Below are 22,251 nucleotides of genomic sequence, written 5' to 3' on the forward strand. Positions count from 1 at the left end.
ACTACCCGTCGGTCTCGTCTATCGATAGGAAACGCGTAGCACTCGTCTTTTTTGAAAAAAAACAGGCCCGGCCGTGATGTCAACAAGGGTAAACCGCCGCGTCGGCGTATTCGAGGGCATAAATCGCCGATCGAACTGTTCGTGATATGCAAACCTCATTGCATTGCCTTCGGAAATTCAGTTGGTTACGCTTACTTCCATTATTCGGCCCCACAGTGAAGTCTGAGCGAAGGCCGGTTTTTTGAAAACGCGTTGTGACAGGAGACTGAAAAATGGAAACGCTTGAAGGAGTGGTCGTTGTTGGTGGAGGTCCCGTTGGCCTGCTCACCGCGCTCAAACTGGGTCGCGCTGGCGTCAAGGTCATTGTGCTCGAATCGGAGGCTTGCGTTTCGCCGTCGCCCCGCGCTGTCGCGTATATGCCCCCAACCATCGCTGCGATGCAGCGGTTTGGCGTGCTTGAGGATATTCGCAAGCGTGCAGTGTATTGCCCGAGCATCAACTATCGTCACGGCGACGGCACGCTTTTCAGTACGCTGGAATGGAGTGCTGTTGCTGAGGACACCGAGTTCCCGTACATGTTGCTGCTGGGCCAGAACCATGTATCCAACGTCATTAAGCAGCACCTTCAAACGTTGCCCAACGTAGATATTCGCTGGAATCACCGCGTTGAGAGTATCGATCAAGACGCCAACTACGTGACGATTGAAACGCGTTGTCCGGGTGGCATTTCGCGACTGCGCGCTCGCTGGGTGGCGGCGACCGATGGGGCACGCAGCACGGTGCGCGAGAAGATTGGCCTGAGCTTTGACGGTATCACTTGGGCAGAGCGACTCGTCGCAACGAATGTCTTCTATGACTTCACCGTCCATGGCTATTCGCGTGCCAATTTCGTGCATGACCCGCTTGACTGGGCAGTGGTGGTGCAGCTTGACCAAAGCGGCTTGTGGCGCGTCTGTTACGGCGAAGATCCGTCGATCTCGATGGAGGAAGTGCGTCGTCGTATGCCCGAGCGTTTCAAACGTCTCTTGCCGGGAGCCCCGACACCTGACCGTTATCGCGTCGACCACCTGAATCCGTACCGCGTACATCAGCGCTGTGCTGCCGAGTTTCGCCGAGGCCGTGTGATTCTCGCGGGTGACGCCGCGCACGCAACAAATCCGATGGGTGGCCTGGGTCTGTCCGGTGGTGTGCTTGATGCAGAACATCTGGCTCGTGCGCTGATCTCGGTCGTCAACGACTCCGCACCGGTCAAGGTGCTCGACGACTACTCGGTTGATCGTCGAAAGGTCTTCCTTGAGTTCACGTCGCCGACGGCAACGCAGAACTTCAACTGGATGAAGGAAAGCGACCCTGCGCAACGCGCCCGTGATACCGAACTGCTTACACACGCAGGCACGGACCGCGCTGTGATGCGCGAGGTTCTTCTGAGCTTCGAGAAGCTCAACGGCAGCAGCCGCCCGGCCCCGCCTCTTAAGCTTGCAGCGTAAATTTTGACCGCAATTTGGGACGGCATGAAGGTCTGCCGTTCCGTGCGACTTTCGGTCCGACGCACCTCGCGCTACGAAGGGGCGAGAAAATTGGCCTCTTCTGACTTAGACAGTGTGGTTGAGGTAGCGACCAGCGCGATTGAGTCGCTTAAAGATTGTGTCGACTCATATTAGGTTGATAGGCCACTACTGTCATGCTGGGTGTTGCGTCGTGCGTAATGCTGTTCGTGTTTGGCGATCGACTCGTTTGCGAAACCGGAACGAACCAGGAATGCATTTCCTCTATGATTTTCAGGTTTCGCGATTATGCGAACAGGAAGGGGTCTACCTGCATTTGTCTTTCGCGCAACCGTCAAACGCGTGTTTAGTCACCACAGCGTACAAAGTCAGTCGCCGCTACACATGAAGTTCGTCTGAACTTGAGTTTTGTCTCTTAAGAGAACCAACCCGGAGAAACGATATGGCAACTAAGATTCAGATTGTGTTTTACAGCGGCTACGGCCACATCTACAAGATGGCCGAAGCTATCGCGGCAGGCGTCAGAGAAGTTGAAGACGTTGAAGTGAAGTTGCTCCAGGTTCCGGAACTCGTGCCCGAAGAAGTCCTGGTTAAGAGCGGAATGAAGGGCTATCGCGCTGCATTCGAAAGTGTTCAGGTTGCTACGCCGGAGATTCTCGCGGAAGCCGACGGCATCATCTTCGGTACGCCGACGCGATTCGGCAACATGTGCGCTCAAATGCGCAACTTCCTGGACCAAACGGGTGGTCTGTGGATGAACGGTGGCCTGATTGGCAAGGTCGGTAGCGTCTTCACGAGCACCGCTTCGCAACACGGTGGTCAAGAAACGACCATCAGCAGCTTCCATACGACCTTGCTTCACCACGGTATGGTCATCGTTGGTGTGCCGTATTCGGAGCAGCGACTGGTCAACATGAGCGAGATTTCCGGTGGCACGCCCTACGGTGCGTCGACGCTTGCGGGTGCAGATGGTTCGCGTCAACCGAGCGAAAACGAACTGGCAATCGCTCGCTTCCAAGGTCAGCATGTTGCCACGATCACCAAGAAGCTGGTCGCGCAGTCCAAGTAAGTAGGCTGGCCGGTAGCCAATGATTTGCGTGCCGGCCGAAAAAGGGTGCTTCGCGCATAGGCCGTCGATATGCCCGAATGCACTCTTGCACGAATCACCAAAGGTAGGCGGAATGAGTAAAACGGCCTCGCCGCGGTAAGCATGCTGCAGTTGTCCTCCTAACGCAAAACAATAATAGGGCACATGGGCAGTGAAGGACGGTAGCGTCAAGCCGTTCATTAATCGCATGAGTACCTATATCGATCTGCTAAAGCCGCTTTCGCGGTTTGACATCCGGCATCTAGACGCATGGATCGATAGCCGTGTCGCGCTCAAACGCTCGGCACTTTGCAGAAGGAGACACTGTAGGTTATTTGGTTTGAACACGCGCGACATAGCCCATTCAGAGGCTATTTTCCTTGAGAAACGCGAGTTGAAAGGAGACACATGATGGAGACGCTAGAAGGCGTGGTCGTAGTTGGCGGAGGTCCCGTCGGCTTGCTCACCGCCCTGAAACTTGGCCGTGCCGGGGTAAAAGTGGTGGTGTTGGAATCGGAGCCTAGCGTCTCGCCGTCTCCGCGAGCAGTAGCCTACATGCCGCCCACCGTCGCCGCTTTAGAGCGCTTTGGGCTGCTAGACGATGTGCGAAAACGTGCTGTTTGGTCCCAGGAGATTAACTATCGCCACGGCGACGGTACGTTGTTTTCCACTTTGGATTGGGGTGTGCTCGACGAGGATACGGAGCACCCGTATATGCTCTTGTTGGGACAGAATCACGTCTCCAACGTGATTGTCCAACACCTTCAGGCGCTACCTAACGTTGATATCCGTTGGAATCATCGCGTCGAAAGCATCAAGCAAGATACTGCCTATGTGACGATTGAAACCCGCATGCCTGGCGGGCTATCCCGCATTCGAACACGGTGGGTCGCGGCAACCGATGGTGCGCGCAGCACGGTGCGTGAGCAGCTGGGGTTAACTTTTGATGGCACCACCTGGGATGAAAGGCTGGTGGCAACGAACATCTTCTACGATTTCTCTTTCCATGGGTATTCTCGTGCGAATTTTGTGCATGATCCTGTGGATTGGGCCGTAGTGGTGCAGCTTGATCAGAGCGGATTGTGGAGAGTCTGCTACGGTGAGGATCCAGATATCTCGATGGACGAAGTGCGCCGCCGCATGCCCGAGCGATTTAGGAAGATCTTGCCGGGTGCGCCGAATCCCGACCAATATCGCGTTGACCACATTAATCCATACCGGGTACATCAACGTTGCGCGTCTGAGTTCCGTCGCGGTCGCGTGCTCTTAGCGGGTGATGCAGCGCACATCACGAATCCGATTGGAGGGCTCGGGCTTTCTGGCGGAGTGCTCGATGCGGAACACTTGGCAACTGCTCTAATCGCAGTCATCAAAGAGTCGGCATCGAAGAGAGTACTGGACAAGTACGCGGCAGAACGCAGAAGAGTCTTCTTAGACTTCACATCGCCCACGGCGACAGCGAATTTCAACTGGATGAAGGAAAGTGACCCCGCTAAGCGGGCGCAGGACACAGCGATGCTGCAATCCGCCATTGCAGATCGAGCTGTCATGCGGGAGATGCTCCTTAACTTTGACAAGCTCAACGGCGTGCCACGACCGTCGCGGCTGTGCGCGCCGGAAGTCGGATCGAATATTCGTAAGTTCGTTGAATCGATGTCAGTCAGAGTAATGACGTCGCTTCGTCGTCTTAAACCGAATTTTCGGAAAACATTCAGAGCAGAGTCTTTGAATACGCAAGTCGTCCTGAAGTGAGCGTTTGCCTTCGGAACGAATGCCCTTTCGTATTCAGTCCACTCGCAGGCAACTCAGAGTGCTGTCGATGTCAGGCCAGAACTGGTGATTGCCATACTCGTGTGGGCAACGCTTAGAAATCGCGTCCGTCAGCGGCGAGCGCAGCGCTGCAAGGCAATCTCGATGCCCTTAGGCGGGCAGCAGGTGTAAGTAGGGAGCAGGACTGGAGGTTTTTTACGGACATTCGGTTCGCGATTCCAGAACAGCTTGAACATTGATATGGCGGCCTTCACGACTTACCCTGTATTTACGCATCTCATAACTTAACTGGAGGCACATCATGCAAGAAACGGTGTTCGGAAGTCTGAACGGTTACTCGAAAGGCTCGATCGAAATCATCACAGGCAAGGCAGAGCACTACGCGAAGTCGAACGTGTTTGCCGTGGCCGCTGGCGCACTGCCTTATGAGAAGGTGGTAGTCGCGAAGAACCTGAAGTACGTCATCGAAACGCTTCGTGCGGAAGGTACGTCGCCGTGGTTCAGCGCAGCGCATGATGAGTTCGCTGTGGTCATGGACGGCGAGGTCGACGTTCAGTTCATCGATCCGACGGATGGCCCGCTTGTCGACAGTGCTAAAGAGGGAACCGTACGTCTTGATGGTGAGCCGAAGGGAAAGCCGATGGGGCGTGTTCACCTGCAACGCGGCCATCAAGTGTTGCTTCCCGCTGGCGCGGCCTATCGATTCACTGCCGTCAAGATGGGCGTACTTCTCCTGCAAACCATCCTTGGCGAGAATTCGGTGGAACGCTGGGCCGATATCTGCGATCGCTAAGCTCACCACTCACTAGCACATTACGGAGTTCATAATGGTACAGAAAAGCATTCAAGTAGATGTCGTTGCGAGCGAACCGCATGAAGTCACTGGCTATCGCGCTTTCAAACTCGGCGAGTTTGAATTCAGCCGTGATTCGTACTTTGCCACTATCAAGTGGCCGTCGAATGGACAAATTCGGACGCACCAGATTTACGTTGATGAGTTCCTTCGTGCGATGATGCGCGACGTCGCTTGGGGCTTCTTTTACGGTTGGGTCAACTTCGACCCGGTGATTGGTACCCGCAACCACTATGGTAAGGTCGATTTGTACGCTGGCTCGTACAACGCCAGCTTCAAGGCGGCCGGCATCGACTACACCGAGCAATTCGAAACGCCGCTGATCATGGCGACGTTCAAGGCGATTCTGGCTGATTGGGTCAATGAAGGCTTCGATCCGTTCGCAGCACCTGGCGAAACCGGCTCGGCTTACGGTAGCAAGCATGGCGACAACTTCGAAGCAATCGAGCGCTTCCGGATTGCGACCAAGCGCATGCCTGGCCTCGAAGGCGATTCGCCGCTGCGCGAAGACCTGCCGGTAAATCGTCACTTCGCCGACGTGTCGCAGTCGGAGCCGGAGATTTACGCTGAGCCGGGTTACGAGAAGTCGCTCCACGCATTCAGCCTCTTCAAGTATCTGTCGCGCTCGGACGTTACGTGGAATCCGTCGGTGACGTCTGTTTGCCAGCAGAGCCTGTTCTGCCCGACCACCGAAGAGTTCGTGCTCCCGGTCTTCCATGGCAATGACCGTGTTGAATGGTTCCTGCAACTCTCCGACCAAATCATCTGGGACATCGCCGACAAGGATACGGGCGAGCCGCGTGCGCGCATTACGATGAATCCGGGTGACGTCGCTGCAATGCCGGCAGATATCCGCCACAAGGGCTTCTCCCAAAAGCGCTCGATGTTGCTGGTTTGGGAAAACGCAACGCCTGACCTGCCGAAGCGTTACGAAAGCGGTGAACTGCCTGCCAATCCGATCCAGTTCTAAGGATCCGGTTCTACTTCCTCCGCTGCCCCAGTCTTTAACCAACGGCGCCACAAGTTTGTGGCGCCGCGGGGCAATTGCGTCTCGGCAATATAACAAGTAGGACTGTCATGCAAACCCAACTCTTCATTGACGGCAATTTCGTTCCGTCGCTCTCAGGCGAAACGCTTGCAACGTTGAATCCGCACGACAACACGGTAATCGCGGATATCGCGATGGCGAATCACGCCGACATCGACCGTGCCGTAACTGCGGCAAAAGCCGCTTACCCCGCATGGAAGAATATGGCGGCGGCGGATCGCGGCCGCTTGCTGCTTAAACTCGCCGACGCAATCGAGGCAAATGCGGACCGTCTCGCGCAACTCGAGTCGATCGATACTGGTCATCCGATTCGTGACACGCGCTTTCTTGACGTCCCACGTACTGCCGCAACTTTCCGCTATTTTGGCGGTATGGCTGATAAGTTCGAAGGGTCAGTCATCCCGGTTGACACGGGTTTTCTGAACTACTTGACACGTGAACCGGTTGGCATCGTCGGTCAAGTCGTGCCTTGGAATTTCCCGTTGATGTTCACAAGCTGGAAGATGGCACCGGCACTCGCCGCAGGCAACTGCGTGGTCATGAAGCCAGCAGAGCTCACGCCGCTTTCAAGCTTGGCAATTGCTGAACTAATGGCAGAGGTCGGCTTCCCGAAGGGCGTGGTCAATATTTTGCCGGGGCTCGGTCATATTGCTGGCCAGTACATCGCAGAGCATCCGGAAATTAGCAAGGTCGCATTTACAGGTTCGACGGCTGTGGGTCGTAAAGTGGTCCAAGCCTCGAGCGGCAATCTGAAAAAAGTGCAGCTCGAACTTGGAGGGAAGGGCGCGAATATCGTGTTCGCTGATGCGAACATCGCTGCTGTCGTCCAAGGTTCGGCCTTTGGTATCTTCCATAACCAAGGTCAGGCGTGCATTGCTGCGTCCCGAATGATTGTCCACGAGTCGGTGGCTGACGAGGTGCTCGAGAAGTTCGTGGCGCTCACCCGCTCCATCAAGCTGGGCAATCCGCTCGATCCCAAGACCGAAATGGGTCCTCTTACGTCTCTCCAACATCGCGACCGCGTGTTGTCCTATGTTGACATCGCTCGCGAACAGGGCGGTGACGTGTTGACTGGAGGCAAGGCACCCGATGGTGAGGGATTCGCGAAAGGCTGCTACGTCGAACCGACGATCGTCCACGCCAAACCGACCGATCGCGTCTCGCAAGAAGAGGTGTTCGGGCCGTTCATGACCGTGACGACCTTCCGCACCGATGAAGAAGCGCTTGCTATTGCGAACGGTACGGAATATGGACTTGGGGCAGGACTGTGGACGCGAGATCTTCAACGAGCCCATCAAATGGCACGTGAAATCCGAAGCGGCATGGTGTGGATCAACTGCTACAAGCGAGTCAGCCCTGGTTCGCCTTTTGGCGGAGTGGGTGCGAGCGGATACGGCCGGGAGATGGGTTTCGAAGTAATGCGCGAATACACCCAGGCGAAGTCGGTTTGGGTGAACGTCGACGCAAAGATCCCCCCGTACTTCCCCCGCTGATAGATCACGGAGCGCTAGTTCTATGGAACCTTTCGTATATCAAAGCCTAAGCTCACGCGTGGTGTTCGGTGTTGGCAGTCTGGACCACCTTAGCCGTGAGATTGATCTGCTTGGCGCGAGGCGAGCGATTGTGCTTTCGACGCCGGAGCAGCGTGCACAAGCAGAGCAGCTTGCCGAACGACTCGGCAAGGGAGCCGCCGGAGTGTTTGCCGAAGCCGTCATGCATGTTCCCATCGAGACTGCGCGCAAGGCGCGCGAATTCGCGGCGAGCGTCAAGGCAGATTGTGCCATTGCCATCGGTGGAGGATCGACAACAGGCCTTGGTAAAGCGATTGCCCTTGAGACGGCGCTCCCTATCATTGCGATCCCGACCACGTACGCCGGTTCGGAGATGACCCCCATCTACGGACTGACGGAAAACGGAATCAAGAAGACGGGGCGCGATGCTCGTGTTTTGCCGAAGACAGTGATTTATGACCCGGCGCTAACGGTATCGCTGCCCAAAGGTCTTTCAGTCACAAGCGGCATCAACGCAATCGCGCACGCAGCGGAAGGCCTGTACTCGCAAGACGCGAATCCCATCATGAACCTCATTGCTGAAGAGGGAATTCGTGCGTTGGGAGAGGGTCTGCCAGGGGTGGTGGATCAGCCGAACGATCTTGACGCACGTGGTGCTTGCTTGTACGGCGCGTGGTTGTGTGGTGCGGTCTTGGGTAGTGTTGGCATGTCATTGCATCACAAGCTATGTCATACGCTAGGAGGCAGCTTTAACTTGCCTCACGCTGAGACCCATACGATCGTGCTGCCTCACGCATTGGCATACAACCGCGAGGCCGCCCCGGAGGCGATGTCGCGGATTGCTCGCGCGCTTCATGCCGAAGATGGTCCGCAGGCTGTTTTCGAACTGGCGCGCAAAAACGGAGCGCCCACTGCATTGAAAGACATCGGGATGAAAGAGTCCGATATAGATATCGCATTGAACATCGCACTGGACAAGCCTTATTGGAATCCTCGTGCGATTGAGCGTGAGCCGCTGCGTGCGCTGCTTGTTGACGCTTACGAAGGGCGGGCACCGAGGTAGTCGCGGCAAACGCATGAGCAAGGCGGGTAGGCGGGATTGTTGTGCCAGCATCGGATGCATTGAGGCGGTAGGGTTCGTCGCGCTCAGTGAGTAAATCATCAATCGGCGCCGCTTTCCGAGGTGCCGGTTGAAAGTAACAACATGTTGGGTAGGGTTAGACGATCGTGTCATCGAAGGACGTTTAGTTCTCATCGGTTGGCATGCGTCTAAAGCAGGACGGAAACGATTCACAAATACACAAACGCGTCGATCGCGTGAGGACATCATGAATACGACAACTGAGCGCCCTATGGCCGGGCAAGCAGTGCACCCCATTACCGACACTGTGCTGGCGACACTGTCAAGTTGTACCGATGCCCGCGTGCGGCAGTTGATGACAGCTCTCATTCGACATCTGCATGCTTTTGCCCAAGAGGTGCAGTTGACAGGCGAAGAATGGCGCAAAGGTATTGAATTCCTGACCGCAACTGGGAAGAAGTGCGACGGCATTCGGCAGGAATTCATTCTGCTGTCAGACACGCTCGGCTTGTCCATCATGCTCGATGAAATCAATCAACGGGACGGCGTTGCGGATTCAGCGACAACCGAAAGCAGTCTCTTGGGGCCGTTCTATCGAGAGGGCGCATTCGACGAAGAATATGGTGCGAACATCGCGCGTACCGAAGGCGAGCCGACGCTGTTTCATGGTCGTGTGGTGGACGACGGCGGTGAGCCGGTCGCCGACGCTCTCATCGAAGTGTGGGAAACCGCTAACAACGGAATGTACGAAGGGCAGGACCCGGACCAACCGGAGAGTAACCTCCGCGGCCGCTTCCGGTCCGGGCCGGAAGGCGAGTTCGCGTTTCGCGCAATCAAGCCTACGGCTTACCCAATTCCGACCGACGGGCCAGTTGGGCAAATGCTGTTGGCAGTAGGTCGTCATCCGATGCGACCGGGACACGTGCATTTTCTTATTCAAGCACCTGGATACGAGACTCTGACTACTGCGCTGTACAGCGCAGACGACCCGTATGTCCGTTCGGATGCAGTCTTCGGCGTGAAATCGTCGTTGGTGGTCGATTACGTACGGAATGTTAACCGGGAAGAGGCGAAGAAATGGGATTTGCCGAGTCCCTTTTTCGACGTCAAGCGGGATTTCGTGCTCAGTCGAGCAAACGCTTAAAGAGACGAAGAGATGAGCTCTATTAGCGGCGAACAACAAGTGCTTCTTTGTGCTCTTGACGACGTACCGGACAACGGTGCCATTGAAATCAAGGCGACTGATCCCGCAACGACAGACGTCGTCATCATTCGCCGCGGCGATGAAGTCTGGGCATATCAGAACCTATGTCCACATTTCTCGGTTCCTTTGAACTACGAGCCAAATACTTTCTGGACCTACGACAGCGAAGTCATCATGTGCGCACATCACAGCGCCATGTTTCGGTTCGAAGACGGATTGTGCGTCGATGGACCTTGTAAAGGGGCGACTCTCCGGCCAGTTCAAATCGTCATCGAGGATCGAAAGATCTATGGCGAGATGCCTCGTCGCGCTAGCACCATGAATCCGCTCAAACGTTGAGACTATCTCGCATCGAGCGTTGAGCTAGATAGTCGACGCCCGGCTGCTTCGGAGGCGTGGCTTGCGGTTAATTGGAGAAAATACTCGCCATGGCTCGTGTCTTGCTGCTTAATGTTGGAGTGCATCGCTTGATGCAGTCCTGTCGCTAAGGCGACCTCATCATGTCCATCCTATTAGGGAGAAGCCCATGTCGGAGCATGTCTACAAGCAGGTTGAACTCACCGGTTCGTCGCCGCAGTCGAGCGATGAGGCTGTCCGTATCGCGTTGGCGAAGGCGGCAAAGACCCTCCATAACATCCACTGGTTCGAAGTTGTGGAAACGCGAGGTCATGTAGAGGATGGAAAGATTCTGCACTGGCAAGTGACCATCAAGGCCGGCTTGCGTATCGACGACTGATTGCTAACGAAACTGAGTGTATGGTTCTCCGCCACACGTTGTGGTGTCCTGCCTCTAAGAGTTCTCAGCGCCACCGAACCACAGCGTCCTGCTGATGTTCCGGTGGCGATTTTCTTGCGGTAAGACAGTTTGATTGACTGACGCAACCGGAGAATTTAGAACATATGGCGGATGCCCAGGGTTACGCCGTTAGTGCTACCTGCAGGTGCGTACAGCGCGCCGTTGGTCGACAGCCCAATATGTTCTGCGCCCTTGTTATTGACAAACCCGTACTGCCCGTACAGTGCGGTCGCTTTAGACAACGAGTAGACGACGCCGGCGGCGGCCATAATCGACCGGTTGTTGGAATCATTCCCGTCTCGGATAAACCAACCACCAGCATTAACGTTCAGGGAAGGGGTGATGTTGTAGTTGAAGCCGGCACCGAAGACCCGATTGTCAAACGAGCCCTGCAGCTTATAGTTGACGAACACTGCTCTGACGCCCCAACTTCCCCAGTCGTAACCAGCGCCGATGGTACGTCCAATGAACGGAACCGTGCTCGGGATGGGAGTCGTTGCGGCTGAGCCTCCTGCGTTTCCGTCATAGTACGAGGCGGTGAGCAAAACGCCACTATTGGCATAAGTAAGGCTTCCTGCGTACTGTCTACCAGCTTGAAAGTTTCCCGCCGTGCCGCCCAGAGCCAGCATCGCTCGCCCCTGCAAACCAAAGAACGAAGGGCTTGTATAACCGATTGCGTTGGGATTGTAGGCGCCGGTAGCGAAAAGCTGTCCGACGTAAATCGGAACTTCACTGCCGAAGAAGGAAATGTTGCGCGGATCGGAAGCAATCAGTGACAGCACGAACGGGGAATATTGAACGCCGACCTGTACCCGTCCGAAGCCGCCTTCCAAGCCAACCCAAGCCTGACGTCCGAATAGGTTTCCGGTGGAGTCTGCGAAGCCGCCATTCGAGATATCGATACCGCTTTCCAAGTTGAAGATTGCGTGAAGGCCTCCACCCAAGTCTTCAGTTCCCAATAAACCGAACGTGGACGGCTGCAGATTCCCGTTTGTGAAAGAAAACTGTTTTCCACCATTCTGCCCTGTCTTTTCATTGAGCGTTTTGCTGACGTACATAACGCCACCATCGACGACACCGTAGAGCGTGACTGAGCTTTGTGCCTTGGCAATCGTTGCAATACCTGAGCCAAGTAAAAGTGCGACAAGGAGGCGGAGTTTAGGTTTGAACGTCATTTAGAAAGTCTCCAATAAAACTTATTGTGCATATCCGCCTCAAGCAATATGACATGCTCCCGTGCATTCAACCGAGCAATGCCAGTGCTCAACTTTGGAAAGCAGCGTTTCTAGAAAATCCAGTGCGTTGCTGGCGCGCTGGTGTGAGTCAAAGATGACGACCGTCGATGGATACTGGTATCAATGGGCGTAATTAATCCTCCTAAGCCTCACGAAAGGCATCAGGACAACAACTCGGTACGGCTTGACGGCTTTTCGGGTATGCGATTCGCCTACGCGCCAGATGGCTGAGATTCAAGACAAGAGCGCGCGGTTATACGAGTAGGTCGCCAAATATCCCTCTGACCCTGACGAACTACCCCTGCAGAGAGCGGGATTGGTTCATGGTCTAGATTGACATAGGGAACGTAGACGCGACTTTTAGTTTCGCTGACGATGGTTCTCGCGGTGCGTTCGAAAATTTGACGAATGACGCGACCGATATTTGGGCGTAATTCGATACTTTCGTTTTAAGCTGAACATGATCTTGTCTCCATTCAAAATCATTCGGCACCGGAAGTTTTGTATTCGTTTGTTGCCCACCAACGCCGAACATAGGGCATCTAGTTCAATTTCGACTGCCCTAAGCCGAGTCTAGACGGGCGACGAACTAAGCTAAAAGTTGACTTAATTCGTCGACGCATCTGATTGCTCACTCTTGTTGGGGAAGCTCAACAGCAGGAAATGTTTGCTTGATTTGACGGGCGCGTTTGGGTGCCGTCTCAACTAGGAAAAGGCAGACCAGGAAGCCGAGCAGGACTCCGTAAATCGGAAGCCAAACGATGTTGTGAATTCCGAAATGAGTCGCTACAAATCCGGCTAACGCTGGCGCGACGCCCCCACCAAAAATTTCACCGGCACCTACAACCAGGCCGATTGACGTCGAAACCATTCCGGCAGGTGCCGCTTCCGTAGCAATCGGGCCAGACAGCAATGCGACGAGACCCAGAGTGAAGAAAGAAATCACGAAGAGAACAGCGAAGAGGAGCACAGGCTGCGCGCCGATTCCTCGGAAGAAGAAAAGCATGAACGCCGTGGCGACGAACCCTATGATACCTGCCGTGCGACGACCGATGATGTCCGAAATTCCCGGAAGACCGAATTGACCAAAGAAGCCGCCAAAACCAATCGCAGACGCGACGAAGCCCATGCTCCGCATGTCCAACATCAGGTATTGCGTTAGATAGAGCGGCAACATTGCTCCAAGCACGAAGACAGCAGTCATCGCACAGAAAAGTGCGATCATCGCGAGCATGACGTTGCGGCTTTTGATGACATCTTTCCAGCTTCCAGCGCGAGTCGGAAACTCGCTTTCAGTCACCTGCTGCGTTTTCGGCTCACGGATGACGACATACATTAATAAGCCAAGAATGAGTCCCGGAAGGGCAACAAGCGCAAAGACCCATCGCCACGACATTACGCCTAGAAGTTGCGTGGCAATGATAGGTGCGAGTGCAAGTCCAAAGAGGGCAAAGCCACTCTGTTGCAAGCCCAGATTGAATCCGCGTCGCTTTGCATGCGACGCGTCAGCCGTCGCCGCGAAGCTTGTTGGGCAGAACGATCCCTCTGCAACGCCCATCAGCGCGCGAATTGCAAGCAACGAAGCCAGTCCACCGGAGACGCCCGAGAACCCGGACAACAGCGAAAAGGCGATGATCGAAGGGATCAGTACTTTGCGTCGGCCGATCTTGTCGGATAAGCCACCCATGATGATTGCGAACACACCCCAAGACAAGCCGAGGATGCCAATACAGTTCCCGACATCCTGAGCGGTCAGCCCCAAATCCTTCATAATTGAGGGGAACAATGGTGCAATGAGCCACCGATCGAGACCGACGAGGCCAAATCCAAGCGCCAGCAGTGTCACTGCTTTCCATTCATAGGATGTGTCCCACTCTTTTCCTTGCATGTCTCCTCCCAAATCTACATCGTTGCGTAAATTGCATTAGTCCTTTGCTAACGAGCCTAGAATAGTGGGAAGCGCTTATCGGAAATAATCAGATTGCGCGAACGGGTCATTCGCAAAAACCAAACGATCAGGCTCGCGAACATTCGATTGTGTGAGGGAGACCTCCCGTGGGACATGATCTTTCGTCGGCGCTGTCAATCGTTCGTGTTATGTCGCAGGAGCAGAACGAAGCAACAACGGTTGGAAGAACCGACGAAACGGAGAGGTATAGAGGGGCACGACTGCACTTCGAGCAAAATGTGGTTAGCAAGTGGTGGTGCGTACAGCGTCGGTGCGATGAACACATTCGCTCATTGATCCGCTCGCTACGTGATGTCGTCTGAGTGCGTAGGACAGTTTGCGCGGAAGGCGATTTCGTAGACTTTTCTTCGAATACGCTCGCGACAGCGATTTCAGACGCTTCGCTTGGGGGATTTACTTAGGAAAGGCAAACAACACTGCCAGAGACACTGATTGACTTCCAGGTACTCTGTTCGCTGTACGCCAACAATAACGTTCGAAGATGCTTGCTCAGGCGCCGATCGAACTGCGTCCAATCTCCGCCTGTAGGATTTCCTTTAAGCGAAGTGCCCGGTCTGCGTAAAGTTCTCGCTGCTCGACGGCGCGCGCTGTTGGCGCGACTATGCAGATAGCATAAGGTCCAAGGACCGTGTCGATCGCAATTGCCACCGAGGACACACCTTCGATGGACTCATTCGACTCCCAGGCGTAGCCCTGAGCGCGGATCCGAGCCAATGCGCGCAGAAGTCCGCTCGCGGAATGGACCGTGCTTTGGGTGACTTGCTTGTAGTCGTCGCCGAGCAGAGCTTTTACATCGAGGTCAGTATGCAGAGCCAACAAGGCTCGGCCGCCGCTTGTGCTGTGGAGCGGAAGATCGCCACCTACGCGAGGCATCACGCGCAGAACGTGTTCGGCGACCACAATATGAATGAAGGCCATATCGCGCCCACTCATGCGCGCCAAAACGGTTGTCTCGTTTATCTCCGCCGATAGCTGTTCCAAATGCGGCCGCACGATCGAGATGACGTCCGTATGAACGCGACCGACCAGCCGAAGTAGCGCTGGTCCGAGACGTACTCCGTCACTTCGATCTGCACGCACAAGGTTTTCTTGGCCAAGAGCCGCGACAATCCGCTGGACCGTCGATCGAGGCAACTCTACCTCCTTGGCAATCTCGGCGAGGCTCATGCCGCCGGGCCTCTCGCTAAGAGCATTGAGAATCTTTGCGGTTCGGGCAATCACCTGAATACCGCCCGTCTTGTCCTCGCCCGTTGCGTCGCTCACGGTTTCCCCATTGATAAATTAAGGACCCTCCCGGCGCATCTCGCTTAGAAGGCACCCAATGTTGTTTCTTACCACGATGTGGAATTTTATCGCACCGTGCGACATGTATTCCAAAACCCGCAATGCAGTACATTGAATCGCGTTGTAGAATCCAGTCTACTGCATCGCATGGTGGTTTGGGTGTCTGCCATGCGGGTGATGTGCCAATTTCTCTTAGGTGGGTGGATGAGTACGCTAGCGGAACCGACGACAGTGAGTGCCCCCGCGCCTGCGAGCAGTCCGAAGCCCGCTGCTGCGCCGACGCATGTGTTCAATGCCCGGTTGATGGTCGGACTGCTTGGCATCCTTATCGCATCCCTGGCTTCAGGACTGAATGATCGGGTGACCGACATCGCCTCCGTTGATTGGCGCGGCCAGATTGGGATGGGTCACGACGAAGGGACGTGGATCGCTGCGGTCTATGAGGCAGGCGAGGTTGCGGGGATGATGATTTCGGCCTGGTTTGCCGTCACGCTGTCGTTCAGGCGCTTTGCAGTTGGGGTGTCGGTCGCCTTTGCGGCCTTGGCCGTCGTCTTTCCTTTTGTTAGCGACTACGGGACATTGCTGGCTTTGAGAGTGGTGCAGGGGGTGGTCGGTGGACTACTCCCTCCGTTGCTGATGACTGCGGCACTTCGGTTCTTGCCGCCGAAAATCAAGCTTTACGGCATGAGCGCCTACGCGCTGACGGCGACCTTCGGCCCAAATCTCGCAACTCCCTTGGCTGCCCTTTGGACCGACACGGTCGGTTGGCAGTTTGTGTACTGGCAGGTGATTCCCCCGTGTCTGCTTGCTGCCTTGCTGATGGGGTGGGGCCTGCAGCAGGACCCTGTTCGCCTCGAGCGATTCCGTCAATTTGATTGGCGCGGCGTGCTCACCGGATGTGGTGGCGTGGCGATGCTCGTGCTTGCACTTGAGCAAGGCGAGCGCCTCGACTGGCTTGCTTCGCCTCTGATATGCACGTTACTCATTTGCGGTACGGCCTCGCTGGTTCTCTTCTTCATCAACGAATGGAACCATCCGCTGCCTTTGTTCAAGCTACAGATGCTTGGTCGACGCAATTTCGCTCATGGATTGCTCACGCTTGCGGGCATCTTGATCATTTTCTTGTCTGCATCGATGCTACCGGCCACTTATCTGGCCGAGGTGCGCGGTTATCGTCCGCTTGAGATCGGGCCTCTCGCCTTGACGATCGCGATTCCGCAGCTGGTGGCGTCCCCGTTCGCAGCGATGCTTTGCAATATCAGATGGCTGGATAGTCGCATTGTGCTGGCTACAGGCCTAGCGTTGCTCCTGGCCGCTTGCATCGGCGGCTCATTCCTAACCGATGATTGGGTACGCGACAACTTCTATCTGCTTCAGGCGATGCATGCGCTCGGGCAGCCGATGACCGTGCTGCCAGTGCTCATGGGCGCCACCGGCGCGGTGCAGCCTCCAGAGGGGCCATTTGCCTCGGCGATGTTCAACACGACCCGTGGGATGGCAACCGTGATTGGGGCAGCGTTTGTCGAATCGCTTCTTACACATCGGGAGCATTTTCATTCGAACGTGCTCCTCGACCAGATTGGCCGCAGGGTTCATCTGCTTGCCCGCTCGGACATCTTGAGTCGACCTAATGTCTTGCATCTTGAACCTGGTCGCCCGATGTCCGGAGAAGGACTCGGTGCGCTGGCTGAGCAAATCAGAAGTCAGGCCCTCCTCATGGGCGTTGCCGACGTGTACCTCGTCCTTGGGGCAATGGCAGTTGTGCTCGCACTGGTGCTTGTCTTACTGCCTCAACGTACATATCCGCCGGGTACAGATCCTCGGCTCACCAAGTGAACGCAATTATGAAGAAATGGATAGTTATCGGCGTGGTTGCCGTCGTTGTCGTAATCGGAACGGTTGCCATGTTCCGCGTGGCCGGGTTGTTCGAGCGAGGCATGCAGTCGACCGACGACGCTTACATCACCGCAGACTTCACGCTCGTCGCCCCGAAAGTGTCAGGGTTGATTTCAAAGGTGGCGGTCGAAGACAACCAGCATGTGCGAGCGGGTGACCTTCTTGCGTCGATTGATGACCGCGACTACCGGGTGGCGCTCGAAACGGCGCAGAGTCAGCTGAGTGCGGCGCAAGCACGACTCAAGAATGCTCAGGCCCGCGAGGCGAGACAGCACGCGACCATCGATCAGGCACGAGCAGCCGTTCGCGCCGATGACGCTGCCGTCGTGTTCGCAGGTCAGAACGCCCAGCGCTATGCAGACCTTTCGCGACAAGGCGCCGGCACGCAGGAGCAACAGCAACAGACGAGCTTCGCTCAGCGTCAGCAAGCGGCTATCCGCGATCGCGACGCCGCAGCACTTACCGCTGCCGAAAAGGAACTTGGCGTGTTGGCTAGCGAAGACGCAGAGGCGCAAGCGGCGGTAACGCTGGCAGGCGCGGCGGTACATCAGGCTGAACTCAACCTCTCGTACACCAAGATTTTGGCGCCGTTTGACGGCGTGATTGGACAACGTTCGGTGCGTGTCGGTGCGTACGTTGGCCCGAATACCACCCTGCTCGCGGTCGTACCTCTATCCGAAGCTTACGTCGTCGCCAACTTTCGCGAGGTTCAGCTCACGCATATGCGACCGGGTCAATTGGCTCGCGTGAAGATCGACGCGTTGCCGGGTGTGGAACTGACTGGACACGTCGACAGCGTGTCGCCAGCAACGGGTCTGACGTTCGCGCCCGTGGCTCCCGATAATGCGACGGGCAACTTCACAAAGGTAGTGCAGCGTCTGCCAGTGAAGATCGTGCTTGACGCGAATCAACCGGCAGCAGGTCTGCTGAAGGTCGGTATGTCCGTCGTGCCGAAGGTCGATGTCAGCGCGCGTAGTGGAGCTGCGAGATGATGAACTTCAAGCCGCTGTGCGCGACCATCATAGCAGTCCAGATTGCCACGCTGCTCGGCGGATGCATGGTGGGTCCGGACTTCGTCAAACCCGACCCGAAGCCGCCTGAAGCATGGCGCGATCACGTGGTGGACAGTAGCGAGAGCCACCCAACGAACGCCGCCGCTCTGACAACCTGGTGGAAGATCTTCGATGACCCAATCCTCAACGGTTTGGTAGACCGAGCGGCAGCCCAAAACCTCGATATTCAAGTCGCAGCGAGCCGGCTGCAACAGAGTCGATGGCAGAGGCGAATCGTGAGCTCCGCGGGGCTGCCGTCGCTTGGAGCAAACGCAAGTGCGCAACGGATGGGTGCCAGTGAAAACGGTCTGATGAGCTTGACCGGTGTGGGTTCGCAGCCCCCGGCGTCAAGCCTTGCCAATGGCGTTGGAAATGGCAATGCGGGCATCAGCGGAGCGGACATCAGTGCTCCCATGAATCTATATCAATACGGATTCGATGCTTCGTGGGAGTTAGATATTTGGGGGAAGACGCGTCGCTCGGTTGAGGCCGCCGATGCATTGACCTCGGCGTCAGACGAAACACGTCACGGAGTGATACTCGCGGTGCTTAGCGAAACCGCGTCCAACTATGTTCAATTGCGGACTGTTCAGGCAACACTGAAAAATACGACCGAGACCCTTGGGTTGGTTAAGCATAGTCTCGAGCTCACGCAAGCGCGTCAGAAAGCCGGAGCAACCACGTCGCTTGAGGTCTCCGAGGCTGCCGCACAGGTGCAAGCAGTATCGGCGCGTATCCCTGACCTCGAGTCGCAGGAAGATAAGCTGATCAATGCCTTGAGCCTGCTCGTCGCTGCTGAGCCGGGCGCCTTGGCGGACGAGCTCAAAACAGCCAAGCCTATACCCCCTGTGCCCTCAGAGGTGCCGATGGGCCTGCCGTCTGAGCTGGCCAAGCGCCGCCCAGATATACGGGAGGCTGAAGCGCGTCTTCACGCGGCAACTGCTGGGATTGGCGCCGCGAAGGCCGACTTTTATCCGTCCGTCACCTTGAGTGGAAGCTTTGGCATGCAGTCGCTGAACTTCGCAACCTTGGGTACATGGGCTGCCCGACAGTTTGCGATTGGCCCCACGCTAAATCTGCCGATCTTCCAAGGCGGTCGTCTCACAGGGATGTTGCACCTGCGTGAGGCGCAGCAACAAGAGGCTGCGCTCGAGTATCAAAAGACTGTCTTAGGCGCGTGGCATGAAATCGATGATGCGTTAATCGATTTCGATGCGCGTCAACGCAAGCGCAAGAATCTGGCCTCAGCTCTCGACCACAGTCGTGCTGCTTATGACGCGGCGATCTACCGATACAAGGCGGGTGCGAGCACCTTCCTCGATGTCCTTGTGTTACAGCAGGCTCTTCTCGACGCACAGACGCGCTGGGTCAGCGCGAATGGTGATGTGTCGTTGACAGCGATACGGCTTTTCAATGCGTTGGGCGGCGGCTGGGAAACCGACTCAGCCGTTAGTACGGTGAGCAGCACTAGTGAAGGTAATAGACAAACGGACGTCACAAGTCCGAAATAGGAGCGGGGAATGAGTGGTTGGTGCTGTAGTGAAGAGGCAGATTTTCCGTCGTGGATACGAGAGCTTGATCCTAATTTGCACTCGATGGCCCATCGACGCGCCTGCGTTTGGCAGGACGAGTTGACAGGTGAATGGTGCTGGGAGATCGAGTCGTTTCACGGCAGCGGGAATGTCGCCAGTGGAAGAGCGCTATCGCGCGAAGAGGCGATGGCAGCAGCAGATGCAGTCGTTGCTACCGCGGTAAAGACCGGCGAACGCTCGTAGCAGCGGAATTGAATTTGGACTTGGTGAGAGTGTCAGCGCGTCAAGGACACCCTCTGGTCTTAGTTGGGCGCTTTAATGCGAATGCGACGAAGCCCTACAACGTTCGGCAACTACCGCAAACACGTGAAGCTTACTGCTTTCAGCGGACGTGACGTAGCGACCTGTCGAACCTAGAGACACATCAGATATCGGCGAGGATTTATGTCCGTATCCACTCTGAACATGTCGCATCCCAAACAGGGAACCTCTGCGTTGGCATTTGGTGCCATCGGAGTCGTTTTCGGAGATATCGGTACGAGCCCGCTTTACACGCTGCGGGAGTGTTTAAAGGCCGCAGGAGGGGTTTCTCAGACGAACGTGTTCGGAGTGGTATCGCTGATCCTTTGGTCGATACTCGTCGTCGTCACATTCAAATATGTTTGTTTCGTGATGCGCGCCGATAGTGGCGGGGAGGGGGGCATACTTACGTTGGCCACCTTGTCTTCGCGAGCAGCCCCTCGGCATCTACGAAGCGTGCTCCTCGTCCTTGGAGTCTTCGGTGCGGCGATGTTCTACGGAGACTCGATGATCACGCCCGCCGTGTCAGTGGTCTCGGCCGTGGAGGGGCTTTCGCTTGTAAGCAGGTCGCTGACGCATTGGATTGTTCCGGTATCCCTTGCGATTCTCATCTGTCTGTTTGCTATTCAAAGGTTTGGAACGGGGTTGGTAGGCAAGTTGTTTGCCCCAGTGATGGTCACGTGGTTCCTGATCCTCGCTGCGCTTGGCGTGTTACACGTGGTTCAGCATCCCACGGTGCTTGAGGCCGCTTTGCCCAGTTACGCTTTCGATTTCGTAGCGGACAACCCGAAGACGGCGTTTGTCGTTTTGGGATCGGTGTTCCTCGCGCTGACTGGTGGCGAAGCGCTCTATGCTGACATGGGGCATTTCGGGAAGAAGCCAATCCGCCTAGTGTGGCTTGCGCTGGTCCTTCCTAGTCTTGTCATCAATTACTTCGGCCAGGCAGCATTGGTGTTAAGCGAACCATCTGTCGCTCAGCAGCCCTTCTTCATGTCGGCGCCTGGTTGGGCTCTGATACCGCTCGTAGCTTTAGCGGCTGGTGCCACAGTCATCGCTTCGCAAGCGGTCATCTCCGGTGCGTTCTCCATGACCAATCAAGCGGTGCAACTCGGTCTGCTTCCTCGATTGTCGGTGGTACACACTTCTACGCAAGCCTTGGGGCAGGTTTTCGTTCCATTCGTGAATCGCTCGCTGTGTTTGGCTGTGATCTTATTGGTGTTGTTGTTCCGCTCGTCGGGCAGTCTTGCCTCGGCCTACGGCATCGCCGTGGCTTCGACAATGCTTCTCACCACTGTTCTCATGTTCGTCATCGCGCGAACCTCATGGTGCTGGAGTCGCCGCAAGGCTTTAGGAATCATCGGCCCCTTGGCAATGGTTGACGTGCTTTTTGTCTCGAGCAACGCGAGGAAAGTGGTCGAAGGGGGCTGGTTCCCGCTGCTCGCTGGGACCGTGTTGTTCACAGTCCTCATGACATGGCATCACGGGCGTGCGATCCTTATTGCACACATCAAAAAAGAGAACCCGCCGCTGCGAGTAGTCCTGCGCTCGCTGCTTCATGGCAGTGATAGACCGACGCGGGTGGAGGGTACCGCTGTATTTCCGACCAGCGTCGTCGGCGTAACCCCAACCGCGTTCATGCATAACCTGAAACATAACCGTGTCCTTCATGATACGAACATCTTCATCGCAGGAACAACCGAGGCGATGCCATTCGTTGACGGACCAGACAAGGCCATCGTTGAAAGTCTCGGCCGAGGATGCTTTGAGGTCAGAGTTCGCCACGGTTGGATGGAAGTTCCGGATCTACCAGCCGCGCTGCGCCTCGTGGAAGGACGTATCCCGTGTTGGCATTACAACGTCGCAGAAACATCGTTCTTCCTCGCACGAGATTCAATTCGGGCTCAAGGCGGAACCTCGGTGGTGACCTCGTTGCGAGAAAAGCTTTTCGCATTTCTCGCCCGGAACACTGCTCATGCCGCCGAGTACTACAGTTTGCCTGCAAGCCGGGTAGTGGAGCTCGGTGGCCAAATCAATCTCTCGCTGCGGAAAGCATCTGAGCCGCGGTGACCGCGCTGTACGACATATATACGAAAAATCGAGGGCTCCAGCAGAGTGAACTCGAACAGAA

The 22,251-nt window shown here is 55.9% G+C and carries 17 protein-coding genes; 14 read left to right on the forward strand and 3 right to left on the reverse strand.

Features of this window, described 5'->3' with window-relative positions:
* Positions 1–272 precede the first annotated feature (272 nt).
* The 10 genes from LY284_RS29060 to LY284_RS29105 all read left to right on the forward strand — a co-directional run bounded on the left by LY284_RS29060 (position 273) and on the right by LY284_RS29105 (position 10,795).
* A complete protein-coding gene (locus tag LY284_RS29060) occupies positions 273–1,487 on the forward strand; it encodes an FAD-dependent monooxygenase (RefSeq protein ID WP_008348787.1) in 1,215 nt (404 codons plus the stop codon).
* Positions 1,488–1,947: 460 nt separating this feature from the next.
* Positions 1,948–2,574, forward strand: coding sequence for an NAD(P)H:quinone oxidoreductase (gene wrbA / locus LY284_RS29065; protein ID WP_008348785.1), 627 nt, complete (start codon positions 1,948–1,950; stop codon positions 2,572–2,574).
* Between the two features lie 426 nt (positions 2,575–3,000).
* A complete protein-coding gene (locus tag LY284_RS29070; RefSeq protein WP_233389617.1) occupies positions 3,001–4,344 on the forward strand; it encodes an NAD(P)/FAD-dependent oxidoreductase in 1,344 nt (447 codons plus the stop codon).
* A gap of 319 nt (positions 4,345–4,663) precedes the next feature.
* Entirely contained in the window at positions 4,664–5,155 is a 492-nt protein-coding gene (locus LY284_RS29075; protein ID WP_008348781.1) for a hypothetical protein, read from the forward strand.
* Between the two features lie 34 nt (positions 5,156–5,189).
* A complete protein-coding gene (locus LY284_RS29080; RefSeq protein ID WP_008348779.1) occupies positions 5,190–6,185 on the forward strand; it encodes a hypothetical protein in 996 nt (331 codons plus the stop codon).
* A 107-nt stretch (positions 6,186–6,292) separates the two neighbouring features.
* Entirely contained in the window at positions 6,293–7,756 is a 1,464-nt protein-coding gene (locus tag LY284_RS29085) for an aldehyde dehydrogenase family protein (RefSeq protein WP_008348778.1), read from the forward strand.
* Positions 7,757–7,778: 22 nt separating this feature from the next.
* The gene (locus LY284_RS29090) at positions 7,779–8,837 is read left to right on the forward strand and encodes a maleylacetate reductase (protein ID WP_008348776.1); all 1,059 of its coding nucleotides are present in this window, start codon (positions 7,779–7,781) and stop codon (positions 8,835–8,837) included.
* 265 nt (positions 8,838–9,102) lie between these two features.
* Positions 9,103–9,999, forward strand: coding sequence for an intradiol ring-cleavage dioxygenase (locus tag LY284_RS29095; RefSeq protein WP_051078996.1), 897 nt, complete (start codon positions 9,103–9,105; stop codon positions 9,997–9,999).
* A 12-nt stretch (positions 10,000–10,011) separates the two neighbouring features.
* Positions 10,012–10,398, forward strand: a complete 387-nt coding sequence (locus tag LY284_RS29100) for a Rieske 2Fe-2S domain-containing protein (protein ID WP_008348772.1) — start codon at positions 10,012–10,014, stop codon at positions 10,396–10,398.
* Between the two features lie 187 nt (positions 10,399–10,585).
* Positions 10,586–10,795 (forward strand): dodecin, encoded by a 210-nt coding sequence (locus tag LY284_RS29105; RefSeq protein ID WP_008348770.1) that lies wholly within the window; start codon positions 10,586–10,588, stop codon positions 10,793–10,795.
* A gap of 155 nt (positions 10,796–10,950) precedes the next feature.
* Here LY284_RS29105 and LY284_RS29110 read toward each other — a convergent pair whose 3' ends face one another.
* The 3 genes from LY284_RS29110 to LY284_RS39110 form a co-directional block, all read right to left on the reverse strand.
* Positions 10,951–12,030: a porin gene (locus LY284_RS29110; RefSeq protein ID WP_008348768.1), complete on the reverse strand. Its 1,080-nt coding sequence runs from the start codon at positions 12,028–12,030 to the stop codon at positions 10,951–10,953.
* 691 nt (positions 12,031–12,721) lie between these two features.
* Positions 12,722–13,978, reverse strand: a complete 1,257-nt coding sequence (locus tag LY284_RS29115; RefSeq protein ID WP_008348767.1) for an MFS transporter — start codon at positions 13,976–13,978, stop codon at positions 12,722–12,724.
* Positions 13,979–14,548: 570 nt separating this feature from the next.
* Positions 14,549–15,322, reverse strand: a complete 774-nt coding sequence (locus LY284_RS39110) for an IclR family transcriptional regulator (protein WP_008348765.1) — start codon at positions 15,320–15,322, stop codon at positions 14,549–14,551.
* Between the two features lie 225 nt (positions 15,323–15,547).
* On the opposite strand from LY284_RS39110, the gene LY284_RS29125 reads away from it, so the two are divergent.
* From LY284_RS29125 to LY284_RS29140, 4 genes are all read left to right on the forward strand, one after another.
* The gene (locus LY284_RS29125; protein ID WP_051079019.1) at positions 15,548–17,179 is read left to right on the forward strand and encodes an MFS transporter; all 1,632 of its coding nucleotides are present in this window, start codon (positions 15,548–15,550) and stop codon (positions 17,177–17,179) included.
* An 8-nt stretch (positions 17,180–17,187) separates the two neighbouring features.
* Positions 17,188–18,231, forward strand: a complete 1,044-nt coding sequence (locus LY284_RS29130; protein WP_008348762.1) for an HlyD family secretion protein — start codon at positions 17,188–17,190, stop codon at positions 18,229–18,231.
* On the forward strand, positions 18,228–19,802 hold the full coding sequence (locus tag LY284_RS29135) for an efflux transporter outer membrane subunit (RefSeq protein WP_008348760.1): 1,575 nt from the start codon (positions 18,228–18,230) through the stop codon (positions 19,800–19,802). Before LY284_RS29130 ends, LY284_RS29135 begins: the two co-directional genes overlap by 4 nt.
* Before the next feature lie 465 nt (positions 19,803–20,267).
* Positions 20,268–22,190 (forward strand): potassium transporter Kup, encoded by a 1,923-nt coding sequence (locus LY284_RS29140; protein ID WP_008348758.1) that lies wholly within the window; start codon positions 20,268–20,270, stop codon positions 22,188–22,190.
* Positions 22,191–22,251 lie beyond the last annotated feature (61 nt).

Source organism: Caballeronia sp. PC1 (assembly GCF_021353155.1).
Classification (GTDB): Bacteria; Pseudomonadota; Gammaproteobacteria; order Burkholderiales; family Burkholderiaceae; genus Caballeronia; species Caballeronia cordobensis.

Excerpts from the sequence above, each read along its gene's own strand:
- LY284_RS29060 (WP_008348787.1), top strand. The coding sequence starts at position 273 with ATGGAAACGCTTGAAGGAGTGGTCGTTGTTGGTGGAGGTCCCGTTGGC.
- wrbA (WP_008348785.1), top strand. The coding sequence starts at position 1,948 with ATGGCAACTAAGATTCAGATTGTGTTTTACAGCGGCTACGGCCACATC.
- LY284_RS29070 (WP_233389617.1), top strand. The coding sequence starts at position 3,001 with ATGATGGAGACGCTAGAAGGCGTGGTCGTAGTTGGCGGAGGTCCCGTC.
- LY284_RS29075 (WP_008348781.1), top strand. The coding sequence starts at position 4,664 with ATGCAAGAAACGGTGTTCGGAAGTCTGAACGGTTACTCGAAAGGCTCG.
- LY284_RS29080 (WP_008348779.1), top strand. The coding sequence starts at position 5,190 with ATGGTACAGAAAAGCATTCAAGTAGATGTCGTTGCGAGCGAACCGCAT.
- LY284_RS29085 (WP_008348778.1), top strand. The coding sequence starts at position 6,293 with ATGCAAACCCAACTCTTCATTGACGGCAATTTCGTTCCGTCGCTCTCA.
- LY284_RS29090 (WP_008348776.1), top strand. The coding sequence starts at position 7,779 with ATGGAACCTTTCGTATATCAAAGCCTAAGCTCACGCGTGGTGTTCGGT.
- LY284_RS29095 (WP_051078996.1), top strand. The coding sequence starts at position 9,103 with ATGAATACGACAACTGAGCGCCCTATGGCCGGGCAAGCAGTGCACCCC.
- LY284_RS29100 (WP_008348772.1), top strand. The coding sequence starts at position 10,012 with ATGAGCTCTATTAGCGGCGAACAACAAGTGCTTCTTTGTGCTCTTGAC.
- LY284_RS29105 (WP_008348770.1), top strand. The coding sequence starts at position 10,586 with ATGTCGGAGCATGTCTACAAGCAGGTTGAACTCACCGGTTCGTCGCCG.
- LY284_RS29110 (WP_008348768.1), bottom strand. The coding sequence starts at position 12,030 with ATGACGTTCAAACCTAAACTCCGCCTCCTTGTCGCACTTTTACTTGGC.
- LY284_RS29115 (WP_008348767.1), bottom strand. The coding sequence starts at position 13,978 with ATGCAAGGAAAAGAGTGGGACACATCCTATGAATGGAAAGCAGTGACA.
- LY284_RS29125 (WP_051079019.1), top strand. The coding sequence starts at position 15,548 with ATGAGTACGCTAGCGGAACCGACGACAGTGAGTGCCCCCGCGCCTGCG.
- LY284_RS29130 (WP_008348762.1), top strand. The coding sequence starts at position 17,188 with ATGAAGAAATGGATAGTTATCGGCGTGGTTGCCGTCGTTGTCGTAATC.
- LY284_RS29135 (WP_008348760.1), top strand. The coding sequence starts at position 18,228 with ATGATGAACTTCAAGCCGCTGTGCGCGACCATCATAGCAGTCCAGATT.
- LY284_RS29140 (WP_008348758.1), top strand. The coding sequence starts at position 20,268 with ATGTCCGTATCCACTCTGAACATGTCGCATCCCAAACAGGGAACCTCT.